Annotated in this window: 12 protein-coding genes; 6 read left to right on the top strand and 6 right to left on the bottom strand. The window is 62.9% G+C overall.

Annotation, left to right across the window (positions count from 1 at the left end):
- Positions 1 to 446 precede the first annotated feature (446 nt).
- The 4 genes from ACYQ8K_RS02825 to ACYQ8K_RS02840 are packed head-to-tail and all read left to right on the top strand — an operon-like array spanning position 447 to position 6,105.
- Positions 447 to 1,838 carry a condensation domain-containing protein gene (locus ACYQ8K_RS02825; protein WP_459966896.1) on the top strand — a complete coding sequence of 464 codons (1,392 nt, stop codon included), beginning with the start codon at positions 447 to 449 and terminating at the stop codon, positions 1,836 to 1,838.
- 36 nt (positions 1,839 to 1,874) lie between these two features.
- Entirely contained in the window at positions 1,875 to 3,521 is a 1,647-nt protein-coding gene (locus ACYQ8K_RS02830) for an ABC transporter permease (RefSeq protein ID WP_459966897.1), read from the top strand.
- Positions 3,521 to 4,858 carry a hypothetical protein gene (locus ACYQ8K_RS02835; RefSeq protein WP_459966898.1) on the top strand — a complete coding sequence of 446 codons (1,338 nt, stop codon included), beginning with the start codon at positions 3,521 to 3,523 and terminating at the stop codon, positions 4,856 to 4,858. Before ACYQ8K_RS02830 ends, ACYQ8K_RS02835 begins: the two co-directional genes overlap by 1 nt.
- A complete protein-coding gene (locus ACYQ8K_RS02840) occupies positions 4,858 to 6,105 on the top strand; it encodes a hypothetical protein (RefSeq protein ID WP_459966899.1) in 1,248 nt (415 codons plus the stop codon). Before ACYQ8K_RS02835 ends, ACYQ8K_RS02840 begins: the two co-directional genes overlap by 1 nt.
- Before the next feature lie 69 nt (positions 6,106 to 6,174).
- Here the strand turns inward: ACYQ8K_RS02840 and ACYQ8K_RS02845 are convergent, their stop codons facing one another.
- Positions 6,175 to 6,459, bottom strand: coding sequence for a DUF2510 domain-containing protein (locus ACYQ8K_RS02845; RefSeq protein ID WP_459967001.1), 285 nt, complete (start codon positions 6,457 to 6,459; stop codon positions 6,175 to 6,177).
- Between the two features lie 510 nt (positions 6,460 to 6,969).
- Between ACYQ8K_RS02845 and ACYQ8K_RS02850 the strand changes: the two genes are divergently transcribed.
- Positions 6,970 to 7,299, top strand: coding sequence for a hypothetical protein (locus ACYQ8K_RS02850; RefSeq protein WP_459966901.1), 330 nt, complete (start codon positions 6,970 to 6,972; stop codon positions 7,297 to 7,299).
- A gap of 586 nt (positions 7,300 to 7,885) precedes the next feature.
- On the opposite strand, the gene ACYQ8K_RS02855 is transcribed toward ACYQ8K_RS02850, so the two are convergent.
- The 5 genes from ACYQ8K_RS02855 to ACYQ8K_RS02875 all read right to left on the bottom strand — a co-directional run bounded on the left by ACYQ8K_RS02855 (position 7,886) and on the right by ACYQ8K_RS02875 (position 14,750).
- Positions 7,886 to 9,727 carry a GMC family oxidoreductase gene (locus ACYQ8K_RS02855; RefSeq protein WP_459966903.1) on the bottom strand — a complete coding sequence of 614 codons (1,842 nt, stop codon included), beginning with the start codon at positions 9,725 to 9,727 and terminating at the stop codon, positions 7,886 to 7,888.
- 213 nt (positions 9,728 to 9,940) lie between these two features.
- Entirely contained in the window at positions 9,941 to 11,392 is a 1,452-nt protein-coding gene (locus tag ACYQ8K_RS02860; protein ID WP_459966904.1) for a catalase, read from the bottom strand.
- A gap of 132 nt (positions 11,393 to 11,524) precedes the next feature.
- Positions 11,525 to 12,679, bottom strand: coding sequence for an NAD-dependent formate dehydrogenase (locus ACYQ8K_RS02865; protein ID WP_459966905.1), 1,155 nt, complete (start codon positions 12,677 to 12,679; stop codon positions 11,525 to 11,527).
- Positions 12,680 to 12,871: 192 nt separating this feature from the next.
- Positions 12,872 to 13,294: a hypothetical protein gene (locus ACYQ8K_RS02870; protein ID WP_459966906.1), complete on the bottom strand. Its 423-nt coding sequence runs from the start codon at positions 13,292 to 13,294 to the stop codon at positions 12,872 to 12,874.
- Positions 13,295 to 13,505: 211 nt separating this feature from the next.
- On the bottom strand, positions 13,506 to 14,750 hold the full coding sequence (locus tag ACYQ8K_RS02875; RefSeq protein ID WP_459966907.1) for a PucR family transcriptional regulator: 1,245 nt from the start codon (positions 14,748 to 14,750) through the stop codon (positions 13,506 to 13,508).
- Positions 14,751 to 15,181: 431 nt separating this feature from the next.
- On the opposite strand from ACYQ8K_RS02875, the gene ACYQ8K_RS02880 reads away from it, so the two are divergent.
- Complete coding sequence (locus ACYQ8K_RS02880) at positions 15,182 to 16,102, top strand: LysR family transcriptional regulator (protein ID WP_459966908.1); 921 nt, start codon at positions 15,182 to 15,184, stop codon at positions 16,100 to 16,102.
- Positions 16,103 to 16,109: the final 7 nt, after the last annotated feature.

Genomic DNA, 16,109 nt, shown 5'->3' on the forward strand with positions numbered 1-16,109 from the left:
AGGTCTTCCCGACATAGCGCCTGCTCCGTGGGTGGGAATCGACAGGTTGGGTCATCTCGTCGAGATAAATGCTTGTTCGACTGGTAGTTCCGTGTTAACAAAGCGCGAATTGAATGACCCTGCGTTGTCCACTCCCTCACACGAGCACGCTTTTGGTTGACAGAACTTTCCGTGCGATAGCTCCGGGCCGAAAGGGGAATTTCATGATTGCGCCGCGGGATCGCTGGCGAGTCATTTATTTGCGCTGCTTGCCAACACATCGACCATCAACTCAAACGCCAACCACCTCAATCACTGGCATGCATTGTTCGACGCGGCGCGACGTAAGCGACTTGCTGGGCCTGCGGAACTGGACCGCTTCGGCGACCGACTTACTCAGCAATTCATGCGCGGTGCCGTTAAGGTCATCCAAACCGGCGTCGCAGCTGACGGACGAAAGGTAGCGCATGTTCTTGGGCACGGTTGAGGACTGGACGGCCGAGGGCACCGTCGTGTCCTGGTACCCCACGGCCGCCACCTATCGGCGCGCCGCCGAAGCGCAGCACCACTCCGCCCCGGTGAGCTATCAGCAGGCACAGCATCTCCGCTATTACCGACGCCAAGTGAGCCGCGGCCGTGATATCCCCCGGTTGTGCATCGGGGCCTGGGAAATCAGCGGCATCTGCGATATCGATGCGATGACCCAAGCCGTGAACAGTCACCTGCGGCGACACGACACCTACCACGACCGCTTTACCTTCGGGGATAATGACGAGATCCTTCGCTATGTCATCCCCGACCCACAGGCCATCACCTTGGCGCCAACGGATCTCGGGCGGATGGCGCCGAACCAGATCCGCAAGCTCCTTCTCGATACGCCGGACCCCCTGCAATGGGACTGCTTTACCTTCGGCATCATTCAGGCCCAAGACCGGTTCACCATCTATATCGCCGTCGACCACTTACGCGCAGATGGCATGTCGGCGGGGGTGATCTTTCTCGATATCCAGACGATGTACTTCGCCGCGCTGCAGCGGGCGGAAAACCCGTTGCCGCCCGCCCCGAGCCATCGCGAGTACAGCGCGAATCAGCACGCGTACACCAGGGGCCTGAACGAGGAATCGCCCGAAATCCAGTCGTGGCGGGCTTTTCTCGCGGCGAATAAGGGGGCCCTCCCGAAATTCCCTCTGGAACTGGGTGAGTCGAATGCGGACACACCGGGAGCCATCGACGTATTCGACCTGATCGATGACGACCAGGGCCGACGGTTCGAAGCGGTGTGCCGTGCGGCGGGCGCGCGTTTCAGCGGGGGCGTGTTCGCTTGTGCCGCGCTAACCGAACACCGGTTGACCGGCGCCGCAACGTATTTCGGGCTCACGCCATTCGACAACCGGCGCGAGCCCACGTACGCCACCGCGGTCGGTTGGCTGGCCAGTTTCGTCCCGTTGGCCATTCCCACCGCCGGTGCGTCATTCGATGAGGTGGTGAGCGCGGCCCAGGCATCCTTCGACGGCAACACCGCCCTGGGCGCCGTGCCGTACTACCACCTGCTCGAATCGACCGACGCGTCCGCGCACCCCATCGAGGTCCCGGACCGTCCGGTCCCGATGCTGTCCTACATCGACATCCGCAAGTTGCCGTTCGGCGATTACTTCGACGGCCTGCGCGCCGGCGTCTGGGGCGACAACCGGCTGTCCGAGACGGTGTGCATGTGGGTCAATCGCATGCACGACAAGACCCAGCTGGTGGTCGCCTACCCGGGCACCGACGTCGCCCGCAGGTCCGTCCTGCGCTACGTCGAAACGATGCGTGCCGAGTTCACCCGGGTATGCGATGCCGCACTGCGTATCGATGCGTGATGTGGTTGCCGTCGTGGCGCCGCCGGAGGTCTCGGTATGAGTGCCCTGGTGGCGCTCACCTTCCGGACGGTGTCGGCCTCTCGGCGCGACGCTGACCTGCTTTTCGCGGCGCTCGCACCGGTGGGCTGTTTCCTGGGTTTCACTTTGGTACTGGGCGGCCTCATCCACACCGGTCCGATGAGCTATCCGCAGTACGTCGTCCCGGTTGTCATCGTGCAGGCGATGCTGTTCGGAGCCATGACCACGGCCGACCGTGCCGCACGAGACCGGTTGTCCGGCTTCGGTTCCCGCCTTCGCACCCTGCCGGTTTCCGCGACGGTGCCGCTGGGCGCGCGGATGCTTTATTGCCTGACACGCGCAATCATCGCGTTGGTCGCGGCCATCGCGGTCGGATGGTTGTTCGACTTCCGGATGGACGGCGGCGCAGGTGACACGGTTCTGTTCGTGAGCATCGTCGTGGCGTTCGCGATGGCGGTCTGTCTCGGTGCTGATGCCCTGGGCTCGCGGGTCGGCTCCGTCGAATCCTCGAGCCAGTTACTGCTTCTCCCCCAATTGGTCCTGGTGTTGCTGTCCACCGGTATCGCTCCGGCGGAATCGTTTCCGGCATGGCTTGGACCGTTCATTCGCAACCAACCGGTATCTCGGGTCACCGAGACGCTGCGGGGTCTGGCCAGCGGTCATGTCACCGGCAGGGATCTGACGGTGACATTGACATGGTGCCTCGGCTTGCTCGCGCTTTTCGGCGTTCTCGCGGTGCGGATGCAGCGACGCGTCAGCGCGGGAAGTTCGGCCGCGCCGCTGATCGTTCGCAGGGCAGGTCAAGACGAGTTGCCGGCTCGCGATGCGTCCACAGGTCAGGCCCAGCAGGCTGTTAATGTCGTTGCACGGCACGAGATTCCGTGCGCGACATCGCTGACCGCTTTCGTCAGTCACAGCGGTTCGGAGGCGGGACGGCTGCTGCGCCGCTGGCGCCGCGACCCGATTGTCGCGGTGCAGGCGCTGTTGTTTCCGACCTTTCTGCTCATCATCTACAAACTGCTGGTCGGCAAGTCCGTCCTGGCCGCCACCGGGCACGACAGCCTGTACGGGCTGGTCCCGATGTGCGCGGTGGTCGGCGCGGTGTTCGGAACCCTCGGCGCCGGTCTGGCTTTGCCGTCCGAGCGCGAGGCCGGTGTGCTGACCAGGCTGTGGGTGCAGCCGGTTCATCGGGCCAGCACCGTGGCGGGGCGACTGGTCGCCGAGGCCGCGCGAACTATCGCGTCCGCCCTTGTGCTCACCGCCTTCGGAATCGCGTTGGGTCTGCGATTCAACTACGGCTGGATCGCGATGCTTGCTTTCGTCCTTATGCCCGTGGCGATTTCGGCCGGGATGGCGACATTGGTCATCGCCATCGCCGCCCGCGCGGACGGCAAGGCAATGGTGACCTGGCTGGGCGCGGGGTGCGTGGTACTGCTGTTCCTGAACACCGGCGTTGCCCCCGCCGAGGTCTTTCCGAGTTGGTTGCAACCGGTGGTGCGATTTTCGCCCATCTCCCCGACGATCGAGGCAATGCGCGCGCTCGCGGAGGGCGGTCCGGTGCTGTCGCCACTGTGTCAGGCGGGCCTGTGGGGCGGCGTCCTGGTCGCGGTGTTCGCGCCGGTGGCGGTGCGCGGGTATCGCGCTGCGGCCGAGGCGGGGTGCTAGTGGCGAGGCTGGCCCTGCTGGACCAGGCCGCCTTCCTGCGGCTGCGCGCCACCGGTCAGGGCAGCACCGTGCAGACCACGTGGATCTACGACCGCGACGTGAACATCGACGAATTGCGGGCGTTCAACGAGAATCTCCGTGCCGGCCTGCTCGGGCGCCGGATCGAGCGTTCGCCCCTGCCGTTCGGGCGGCATCGCTGGGTGCTGGACGGCCGCTCGCCCGACATCGCGTGGGAACCACGTCAGCCGCGGAGTGAGGTTGGCGCGTGGCTCGAACGGCGCGCCCGGGTGGCCGTCGATCCCGAGCACGGCCCGACGTTTCATCTCGGCGCGCTGCCGTTGGACGACGGCGGTGCGGCGGTCACCCTGGTGGCGTCGCACTGCGTGGTCGACGGGCTCGGGCTGCTATTGGCCGTCACCGAAGCCGTCAAGGGAGAACAGCGCAATCTTGGCTATGCACGGCCGAATTCACGCGGGCGGGGGCGCGCGGTGTTCGAGGATCTGGCTGATGCCATCGCTGCACTGCCGGCGGCGATCCGCGCGCTCATCGCGAGCCTACTCATTGTGCTCCGAGTCTCGTCCGATCAGCGGGGTCAGCCGCAGGCGCGGCCGTCCTCCGGACCGATCGACCACCACCCGAACACCTCGCCGTCGGTGACGCTGCAAACCGACGCCGCGGCGTGGGAGGCGCGAGCGCGCGCCCTCAACGGAAGCGGCAACGCCCTTTTCGTCGCGTTCGGCGCTCGCCTGGCCCACCGGATGGGCAGAGTGCTGCCCGATGGGTTCTCCGTGACCGTGGTGCTTCCGGTCAGCGACCGCACCCCCGACGACGACCGCGCCAACGCGCTGACCTCGATCACGCTGACCGTCGACGGCGCCGCGGTGGCCGGCGACCTGAGCGACGTGCGCGCCAAGATCAAGAGAGCGCTGACAGCTCTGGAGGACGAGCCCAACGAAATGCTCGCCGGACTGCCGCTCATTCCGTTCACGCCACGCTGGCTGGTGCGCCGCGCCGAAGGCATCGCCATGTCGTCCGGCCAGCTTCCGGTGGGGTGTTCCAACCTCGGGAGCCTTGACAGTGCCGTCAGCCGCATCGATGGCGCGGATGCGAACGAGGTCTCCATGCGGCTCGCCGAGCAGGGCTTCACCGAGGCCCGCATCAAGCAGGCGCAGGGCCAATTGTTTTGTGGCACAGGCACCGTCAACGGCAGCCGGTTTCTCACCGTGGTGGCGTATCACAGCGGCGTCGGCTACACACCAGCTACGCGCGAGCTCGCGTGTGCCGCGCTGGCCGACCTGCAGCTGTCCGCCACCACCGTGCACGAGGGCCGGATCTGATGGTGGACCTGAGTGTCAGGGCGGATCCACGTGCCCGGAACCGCCTGGTGGGTATCGGCATCGCGATCGCGGCGTGGACGGCACTCGTGCTGTGGTGCGCAATCAAGGTCGTACCGCTCGACGTGTACTGGATGTCGTATTACGCCGCCGACTACACGCACGGTTTCGTCCGCCGCGGGCTGGCCGGTGAAGTGGTTCGTTTGGTCCCCAACCACTACTTCGGGGCCACGCTCGGTCTGCGCTGGCTGTCGACCGCGGTCTATCTGTGCTGCCTGGCCGTGGTTGTGGGTGTGGTACTCTTCGGCCGCTATCGATCTGAGCGCCGGCTGATGGTTGCGATGGTGATTCCGTTGCTGCCCTTCGGTGTTGCGTTCGCGGCGTTCTCGGCCCGCCCCGACCTGTTTGGCGCGGCGGCCCTCGCGCTGTTCAGCTCGGCGTTGGTGTTCACGCGTTCTCGTGCGGCGGCGGCGGGTTGGTGCGCGACTTACGGCGCCGTGATCGCGGTGCTGACGCTGATGCATGAGGCGATAGGGCTGCAGTTCGCTTTGGGGGCTGCGCTGGCGATCATCGTCCTCGGCGGTGCGCTGGAATCCGCTTGGCGCCTTGGCGCGCTGGTGGCCGTGGCACCGGGGGTCATCACCACGGCCGTCGTTGCGGCGTTCGGTCGCCACGACGTCGCGTCACAACTGTGTGCGGCCGTGCCGCATCGCCTGATGCCCAATCCCTTCGCGACGGTCACGTCGCCCGAGACGCTGCTGCGTTTCGTGCTCGAGGGGCGGGCCGGCCAGACGGACTATCACGACTGGGTGTGTCGCAACGTGACGCCGAACTACAACAACGGCATCTCGGACGCCGTTCGCACCGTCGGTCATATCGGAGCACTCGGCCTCACCGTCTCGTTGATATTCGGCGCCGCTGCCGTCGCGGCGACACTGTGGGGGCTCAGCGAACTGTCCGGCGTGCCGCTGCGTGCGTTCGCCGAGGCGTTGCAGGGCCGGATGGCCTGGATTGTCACCGGCCTCGTGTTGGTTCTCCCGGTCTTCCTCACCGGCTACGACTGGACCCGCTGGCTGACAATCATCGCGTTCGACGTCGCGGTCGTGTTCATCCTCTTCGCCGCGCGTCGACCGGAGATCGAACGCGCGCCGACGCCAAAAACCCTGCGGCTGTTCGTTGTCCTCGCCATTGCGTTCGCACTGATCCCGGTGGGCGCCGTTCCGGGTTTCGGCGGACCGCTGATGGCCTAGGCGAGGGAAGCGAATGGTGTGGCTTGATAGCAGGCGAGTCATCGCGGCCTGGTAGCGCGCCGGTCCCGCTTAACCGCGAGTATCGTCAGTCCATTCGGTGCCGTTCCACCAACGCGCGAAAGCCCGTCGCCACGGGTCCTCGTACCATCCCGCTCGGGGCACACGGCTCGATGCAGTTCGTGCATTCCGGCGAGCGACGTGCTCGGCTCTGGGTTGGCCATCACTTCGTTGGGCGACTTGTCCGTGCGCGGCGCTCTGTTGTCGTTGGAGCGCGTCGCGCTCTCGCTCACTAAGCTGGCGGTTTCGCCCGCTGATTTGGTCGTTCCACTCACTAATCTGACGATGTTGCGCCATCGTCTTCTGACTAATCTCCCGGTACCGCTGCACTGCCCGCTGGTGCGCTTGTTGATGTCCAGTGTCCACTTCTTGATCCCTCCGGTGGTTTCTGGTGCTGCGTGTGTCGTATAGGCGGTCGCCCCGGGCGGGAGTCTGCGCAGCGCCGATCCGCCGTGGTGCGCATGGGCTCAGAGGCTCGACCGCCAGGCGCTAATGCCCTTTGTCACCCAACCGAATCGAGTGTCCTTTCTCGCGCTACCCGCAGTCAGTGCCTTCTGCGGATTGACGGCACGCAACCAGACTGACTGACATGGCGAACCCCTCTCCCGGTGCTGTTACACCGGTCGCATAGCCAAGTTTTGCCCTGTTCCGAAAAGGCCGCCTAGCGTAGTCGACTACTCGACTGATTCGGCCGACTGCGCGGCTCGCAATCGGCAGCCCGTCGGTCGCGCAGCGTTCTGCAACAACGGCATTGCGTCACATGACGCCGAAATCGAGCACACCTTCGACTGCAGTAAACGGCCCTGGATGACTGCAGCAAACCCCGGGCCGCCAGATTCGGGTATTGATTTGGTCGATGGTGCGCGCACGGCGATCGCGTCGAACCGGTGCGACGCCAGTACGCGCACCGGCATGTCTGTTCGGTCCATGAGCGAGGCCTTCAGGAGCCGGCTCGCAGAACCGAAATCGACCCAGCTACAACGAGAACGGGCAACACCCTCCGTACCGTTTGTCGGCAAGCGGCGGGAGAAGCTCCTGCACCGCCTGAGACCGAATTATGCGGGCAAACCGCGCAAGAAAGATTGCGCGACGGCGGGTGACGTCAACTCGATGACGCGGATGGTGTTGGCATGTTGAACCAAGGCGGCATCAAGAAGTGGTCGGCCGTCGATTGGGTATCGCCATACCCATCGAAGGAACTGCCAATCGAGGCGTTCAGGGCAGCCGTCGGCTTGCACCGCCCGACCCCTGTGTGTCCACCATCTACGTAACACCCCACGCAGGCACCGCCACCGTGAGAATGCAAAAATGATCACTACATCGGCGCGCACTAGGCGTATGTCGAGCGAGCTCCCGTAGTTACCGTCGATGACCCACCGATCTCCAGCTGCCAGCTCCGCCACCGTCTTTCGCCATTGATCGGTGGGGGTCGGTCTCCAGTGCGGACGCCAGTAATGGTGATCCAGGTGGATCACAGGGAGACCGGTACGACGTCCTAGTTCCCGGGAGAAAGTGGTCTTACCCGCTCCGCCGGACCCTACAACCGCCACGCGCTGCACGACGCGATTCTCTAGATTTCCGGCCGACTACGCAAGACGTGCGGGTAACCGACGTCTCGGTCCTGGGATCCGTGGCGAAATTAGGGCCTCTTTTTGGGGCGGAACTTCCGTCCAGGGGCGTTGGAAGGCAATGTGTCACACCCCAGGACAAGAAGGGCGCAGTGTTACTTGTACAGATCCTTGTGGTCGGACTTGATGGCGTCGGCGCCCTTCTCCCCAATCATGTAGACGTGGTTCTGGATACGGCAGTCAGGGATGACGGGCGTGACCGAGGCATCGATGACGCGTAGCTTGTTGACGCCGTGGACCTTGAGCTTCGGGTCAACCACGCCCTGGTCGATGTTCTTGGATAACCGGTTGGTACCGCACGGATGGAACGACGTCTGGACGCGGTCCTGAACCGACGTCCTCATCAGCTCGTCCGAGTGAAGTGGCATATCCCAGGGGTACTGGCTGACCACGAGGTCCTTGAAGCCGTCGCCCTTGGTGAGCACGTCATAGGTGAACCTGATGCCCTCACGCAACGCGATGATGTCCAATTCGTTGGCGAGGAAGTTCAGGTTGATATTGGGCTGTACGAGCGGGTCGGCGCTGCTGAGCGTCACCTCACCGCCGTCGGACACCGGACGGACCAGGTCAACCATCACCGTGAGGTGGTCACCTTCGTCCGGGGTCGGGTACTGCCACTGGAATGCGCTGCCGAACATGGGAACAAAGTCGAGTTCGAAGTGCGGCTGGCCCTCGGGCGAGAAGGGATCCACCCCGCCGTTGGCGGCTTTGGCCTCGCGGTAGACGGGGTCCTTTTCGAGGTATTCGTCGATTCGGGGAAAGCCGATCATCTCCAACAGGCCTGAGCCGATGGGGCCGGAGTGGTCTTTCTGGTAAGCGGCCACGGCGTCCTTGTAGTTGGCCCCGTGCCGAATCAGGGTTTCGTCCATGCCGAAGCCGTCCTTGACCCGCAGCACGAAGGGCACGCCGGGGTGATCGAGCAGGTGCTGCCCGACGTGGCGGGAGTCGACAATGACGGGGATCCCGTGCTTGGCCAACTCGCGGCCCGGGCCGATCCCGCTGAGCATCAGCAGCTTCGGGCTCTCGAAGACGCCCTGGGAAAGGATGACTTCCCGGTTGGCATAGAAGTTGCGCTCGTTGCCCAACGAGTCGACAACCGTCACTCCCCTTGCGGTGCGATCCGCGTAGTCAATGATCAGACGCTTGGATCGGGTGTGTCCCAAAATCGTGATGTTGGGTTTGTCCTTAACGAACAGGTAGGCACCGGAGCGCTGCCCGTTGTAGATGCTGTTGATCGAATGGGTGAGCCCATTCATCTCGCCGTCGTAGATGTTCTCGGTAACAGGCAAACCCCTCGAGGTCCAGGCCTGGATGAGGGCATCACGGAAGTTCTGCAACTCCGGGATATCGGCGTGCGAAATGGGCAGCGGCCCACCGGCGCCGATCTTTTCGAGCTCGGCCGGGTAACGCTTCCCATCCTTGGGATCACCATGGTAGGTGGCGCTCTTGCGCAGGTACGGCACCAGCGGCTCCCAGCTCCATTCCTGGCCACCATATTCCGCCCAGCGGTCAAACGTTGGCTTACACCCGGGAATCCAGCTGAAGTAGTTTCCCGCCGAGCTTCCGCCAAGGGCTCTGCCGCGGGTGCATTGCCTGTCGGTGCGCTCCCATACGGGCCGCTTGACGAACGTGGCCTTGTAATTCCAGTCCGATTCGGTGCCGCGGATCTCCATGGCCCGCGACGGAGTGGTGACCATGTCGACGTCCCAGGGATTGTCCACGCCTGCCTCAACGATCAGAACACTGACATTGGGGTTTTCAGCGAGCCGGCCGGCGACGACGCAACCAGCCGTGCCGCCCCCTACGACGACGAAATCATAGTGAGCTCCGTGCTCGTCGCTGAGTTGCTCCTCTAACATGAGTTTCCTCCCTTGAAGCGTTGTTCGCGTGTTCAGCAGTGCTGCAGTACTTTTCATCGTCCAGCGACACAGCGGCACGGCGGTCCTTCCTGCAGTTACCAGTGTGTGCGCACGGCAGATCAAGGTCTACAGAGCCGTTTCCAAAATTTCTCGGCGATTGCGTGCGCCATATTGGGGGGGATAACAAGCACGTCGCCGAGCGCGCGAGCGCCATGCGATCCATTTTGACGCTGAGTGATTCACCGATTCTATCGACCCGATTGACGTTGATGTTGATCCGGCCCATTCGCTCTACCCGCTCAGGGCGGAACGGACACCGCGTTCGATCCGTTCACCGATCTCTGGGTCGATGTTGCGCCAATACTCGAACACCCGCGATAGCACCGGGTCTTTGACTCCATCGCAGACATGCAGAACAACGTTGTGCACCAGACGTTCTCGCTGCGCATCATCCATCACGTCGCGGATCAAGGAGCGAGCTTGGCTCCAATCGTCGTCATCGGGTCGCAACGTCTGTGCGGCACGCACCATCTGCCCATCGGCGGCCCAGCGCACCTCTGCGGCCCGACCAGGATCGGCGCGCGGGCCGCCCACGGAGTTGGGCACATATACTGGATCGGCGCGGTTGTAGAACCGCATTGCCCCATCTTTGGCGTAACTGTTCACTGCGACTTTGGGGGCGTTGACCGGGATCTGATCGTGGTTGACCCCGACGCGGTGGCGATGCGCGTCGGCGTAGGCGAAACTGCGTCCGAGCAACAGCCGATCCGGGCTCAGCCCGGTACCTGGCACCAGGCTGGCGGGCGTGAACGTGGCCTGCTCGACCTCAGTGTGGTGATCGGTGATGTTGCGGTCCAACGTCAACGTGCCCACATCGACCAACGGGTAATCGCCATGTGGCCACACCTTGGTCACATCAAAGGGATTGAGGCGATACGTTTTGGCTTCTTCGAACGGCATGATCTGAACCTTCAATGACCAGCTGGGATACTCCCCTCGCGCGATGGCCTCATGAAGGTCACGCATGTTGCAATCCGGGTCAGTGCCGGCGAGGCGGTCGGCTTCCTCCTGGGTCAAACACTCCACGCCCTGATTGGACTTGAAGTGATACTTCACCCAGAAGATCTCCCCGGCGGAGTTGATCCAGCTGAAGGCGTGCAAGCCATAGCCGTTCATGTGTCGAAACGATTTCGGAATGCCGCGATCCCCCATCACCAACGTCACCAGATGCGCCGACTCCGGGGACAGCGTCCAGAAGTCCCACTGCATGTTGTGATCGTGGCAGTCGTTGTCTGCGCGGCGCTTCGACGCACGGATCAGGTTGGGAAACTTGATCGCGTCACGGATGAAGAACATCGGCACGTTGTTGCCGACGATGTCGTAGTTGCCTTCGGTCGTGTAGAACTTGACGGAGAATCCGCGAGTGTCACGCAGCGTGTCCGCGGCGCCGCGCTCACTGGCGTTGCCTGCCAGCCGGGCAAACGCCTCGGTGGTAGTGCCCGGCTGAAAGACCGCCGCCCGCGTGTAGGCGCTGACATCATTGGTCACTTCGAAACGGCCGAATGCCCCCGTGCCCTTGGCGTGCGGCTGCCGTTCGGCAACCCTCTCCCGGTTGAAATCGGCCAACGCCTCGATGAGATAGAAGTCCTGCATCAACACTGGGCCGTCAGGCCCCAGCGTCAGCGATAGCTCATCGCTGGGAACCGGCAGCCCGGCGACGGTCGTGGTGAAGTTCTCAGTCATCTCGCTATCCCCTTGTGATCGATGGATTGGATTCATGGGCGGTTCGCCCAGTCGATGTGAAAGAGTGTGAGTCCAGGCGGTTTCGGCGGCCCAGCTGCCAACGTGATTCTCCGCCGAGGGGTCGGCGGATGCCTACTGTTCGTAGGATGCGGCCCCGGTGCCGGCGAATTTTCCGCCCTCAACGATCAGGTACTCGGAGCGGATGGGCGCGCCGGCGAACCAGTGTTCGAGGATCTCTCGTGTGCCGGCGGCGTATCGAGCCTGGGCGGAGAGAGTGGTTCCCGAAACATGCGGCGTCATCGCATTGTTCGGCATCATCCGCCACAGGTGGTTCGGTGGTGGCGGTTGCGGGTACCATACGTCACCGGCGTATCCGGCGAGCTGGCCATTATCGAGCGCGGCTACGATCGCTTTCTGATCGGTTTCCTCCGCACGTGCAGTGTTGACGATGTAGGAGCCGCGTCGCATTTTGTTCAGCAGCTTCTCGTTGAACATATGGTGGGTTTGGGAGATCAGCGGCGAGTGAATCGATACCACATCGACTGAGGTGGCCAGTGATTCTACGTCAGGGTGATAGGTGACGTTGAGCTCATGTTCCAGCTCCGGTGGCAAGCGATGGACGTCGAAGTAATGAAGCTGAACCCCGAACGGCTTCATCCGTTCCAGTACCGCGCGTCCAATTCGTCCGGCGGCGATCACTCCGACATCCATCCCTTCAACGTCGTAGGCACGCGACACGCAGTCGGCGATGTTCCACCCGCCGGTGGCCGCCCAGCGATGCGAGGGAATGAAATTGCGCACCAACGCGAGGATTTGCATCACCGTGTGCTCGGCGACGCTGATGCTGTTGCTGTATGTTTCTTCGGCCACGGTGACCCCCCGGGCGCGGGCCTCGTCGAGATCCACGTGGTCCGAACCGATTCCGGCAGTCAACGCGAGCTTCAGCCTGGGTGCCTTGGCGAAACGCTCCTTGGTGATGTACGCCGGCCAGAAAGGCTGGGATATGACAATATCGGCGTCGGGAAGATGGCGTTCGAATTCCGAATGTGGTCCATCTTTATCGGACGTCACCACCAGCTCGTGCCCGTCGTCGTCAAAGAATTTCCGCAAACCCAGCGCCCCGGAAACGCAGCCGAGCATCTCGCCAGGAGTGAAGTCGATCTTCGAGGGGGTCGGCAACGAGCTGTCGTCGGGATAACTCTTGATCACCGGGATGCTGTCACGGGCATACTTTGGCGGATACCCATCGAGCGGGTCCGGGTACAGCACCATCACGCACTTGGCCATAGAGTCCTCCTGAGCGCCGCTATGAGCAGAAGCCGGGTTCACTGACCGCCGTCCCGGCCTGCGACGGATGCTGCGTCCGGTTCCTCAAACCAGTTTCGGTTCAAGGCGTTTGGATGTCTATGGAGCCAATTCCGAGATTGTCAGGCTCGGCTTTGGTGGCCAGTCCAAGCCACCTACACGCGGAAACCGTGGCTACTCGTTCCGCCGGTAGGAATCGATGTCTTTCTGTTCCAGCGAGCGCGCGAGCCGCTCGCCCTTGTCTGTCAGCTCCATGAACGCGGCGTACATCCACTTCTCGGGATCGTCATAGTGTTTCACATAAACGTGAGAGATCTTGTGCACCATGCGGTCCACTGGTTGATCCCAGGCAACAAACCGCTCGCCTTCGGTCTCTACGCCTCCGAGATGCTCGCCGAGCGCGACCTCGCCGCCCAGCCGAAACAGGCCCTCGCTCACCAGGTAACGGATCACGTCGAGGGTTTCGCTTTGCACTTCCGCCGGTGTCGCCGACGGATTCTGCCGTTTGACATGCCAATCGACGCCATTGAGGTCCAGGGCATCGTTCAGTGCGTCAAGCAGCAGGCCGTGACACACCATTTGTCGTGCGTTAGTCAACTCTTCGCCTCCTGCCGCTGCGAATGAATTCCCAACTTCTACAAGACATCCGTGCCATCGCCTGAAAGGTTTTGTCGCGCCACACGGGAACGCAGTGTTGTCCGCGCCCACCTTTCGTCACCCAACCTGTTCCTGCGGTTAACTGTCGGCCAGCCGCGATTCGCTGTCTACGGAGCCGCGTCCAACATGCCGTCAGCTACTTTGGCACCGGCTACAAATGCATTGCCGAAAGCTCCAGGGCCCACCACACTTCCAACAGAACTTCGGTGTCGCCGAGACTCTTTCGGGTCAGTTCCTCAAATCGACCGATCCGATAACGCACGGTGTTCTGGTGGACGAACAACTTTGTTGCCGTGCGCTCCACATGCATCCCGCACGCCAAGTAGGCACGGAGCGTGGCAATGAGTTCGCCGGCGGAGCTCGCCGCAGCAAGCGGCTCCAAATAACGTCGTCGAAGCAGTTCGCCGACCTCGGCATCCAGCGCAACGGCTGGACGCAGGCCCAAGGAGGCAATGTCGTAAGAGCCCCGAAATCCACACGCCTCGGCCGTCACCAAGGCGCGCGCGGCCGAGCGATACGATTCGGCGAGACGTTCCAGCGACCTCGGCGGCCCAAACCCAACGACGCCATCAACGTCTTTCGGGGGTGCCTGATTCAAAAAGCCTGCAGCGTCGTCATCCACCAGTGCGCACAGACCACACCGACCGCGCGTCGAATCATGAAGCCCCAGTGCTTGTTCCACTTGACACTGAGCCACGTCCTCACCAAGCCGGGCGCGCACGGCGATGTACTCCCCGGCCGGGTCAAGCCCATACATCTCCGCCTGAATTCTCAGTTCGGCCCGTGGGATCGTTCCTAACAGCGCGCCTCGAACGAAGTTCGCATGGCACACGTCGGCGGCACGAGCCAGTTCGCCCCGCCGATGGGCGCGCGTCGTTTCCACCATGGCCATGTCTGACCACGTCAACGCTGATTGGACAAACTCGAGCACCCGCGCGTCGTCGACACCCAGACATTGCCCAACTTCGCGTGCATAACCGACCACGACCCCGATGCCGATCCGCCACGCCCGGAGTAAGTCGTCTACGGGTATGCCCTGGCGCGCGCGTTCCTCCCCGACCGCGGCAAGATTCACACAGTCTCGAACGCTCAACGACGCTCGAGCGCCGCCGGCGGACCGCAAGACCTGGCCCAGCTCGAGGTCCACCTCTGCGGCGAGGGCCTCCGGCACGACCAGACGGTATGACGGAACCTCAGACTGAATGGCACTGCGAACACGATGCGCAAGTTTGGCTTGCTCGGTACGCAATGCGCCGAGGAGCACGTCGCAACCTACGTCACCGCGTGCGACATTTGCGCTTCCCGCTCTGGGTGGCCGAGTTAGCTTCTCCTGGTGCTGCTTAGCGCCTTGGCGGTTGTCGTCTAACCCATGGGCTTGGGCCTGCAGCTCGGTCATCATCACCTCCTCAGTACCAGTGCGCAACGATTCTCAATCACCAACCCGCGCAAAGCACGATGCGAATACGCAGCTAATGCCGGGCCAATCCAGCCGTAGGTGACCGCGGGCGTGCAACCAATTCGACCATGCAGGCGATGCCGGGAAGACCCCATTGTCAGCGCTTTTCTTGCTACACGAAATTCGGCTGATCGTCCATGGCTACAACGGATTTCACCATTTTCTATCGAATCGATCGACGCCTTCTATCGATCTCGTGTGTGCAATAGTCAGGACAATACATCCGTTTTTTCTTGCCGATTTCGTACGTCAAAGCGACTCCGCAATAGGACCTCGAATTCGGTCAGACATGCAAGACTTAGCCCATGGCCCGTCCCCGCCGTCACGAAGGCGGGAGACATCGAAGCAACTGAGTCCGCAAGGAGGCAACGATGCTCTTTCGACAGCTTGAGTATTTCGTTGCGGTCGCCCAGGAGCGGCACTTCGGTCAAGCGGCCAAAAAGTGCCATGTCTCGCAACCCACGCTCTCGGCTGGAATCTCCAAGCTCGAACGCGAACTCGACGTCACACTCATCGACCGCGGCCATAGCTTTGTGGGTCTAACTCCCGAAGGAGAGCGGCTGCTGACGTGGGCCAAACGAATACTCGCCGAGCACGGCGCTCTAAAGGCCGAGATGCGCGCCATCCGATCTGGAATCGCCGGGACGCTTCGGCTGGGCACCATACCGACCGCATCGACAACGTCGTCACTGGTGCTCTCGGCGTTCTGTTCCAATCACCCCAGAGCGAGGGTGCAGATCCGATCCCAGCTTGCGACTTCCGAACTCTACCGCCGGCTGCGCGAATTCAAACTCGACGCCGCGATTGTGCCCGTAGTGCCCGAAGACAGTCGGGGACTGGATCTGGTGCCGCTGTACGAGGAAAACTACGTCCTGATCTCTCCCGCCGACATGCTGCCCGCAGGCACCTCAACGTTGGAGTGGTCGCGTGCGGCGCGGCTCCCGCTGGCCTTACTCACACCCGACATGCGGGTACGGCAGATCATCGATGCAACGTTTTCCAAGCTGGGGATCACCGTCCATCCCCAGGTCGAGACCGACTCGGTCAGTACGCTGCTCGCGCAAGCCGCCAACGGTGACAGGGCGTGCATCGTCCCGCACACCTGGCTGTGGACAACGCTGATGACTGCGGACCTGCGAGCAGTAGAACTCGTCGACCCAACCGTGAAGACACCCATCGCCGTTGCCGTTGACTCCACCGGCCGAGCATCAGCCGTCGCCCGTGCTTTTGTCGCTGATGCGCAAGACTTGGCACTGGATGAATTCTTCGCCAAACGGCTTGGAAAACTTTAGTTGACCG

The sequence above is a fragment of the Mycobacterium sp. MUNTM1 genome (assembly GCF_054660795.1).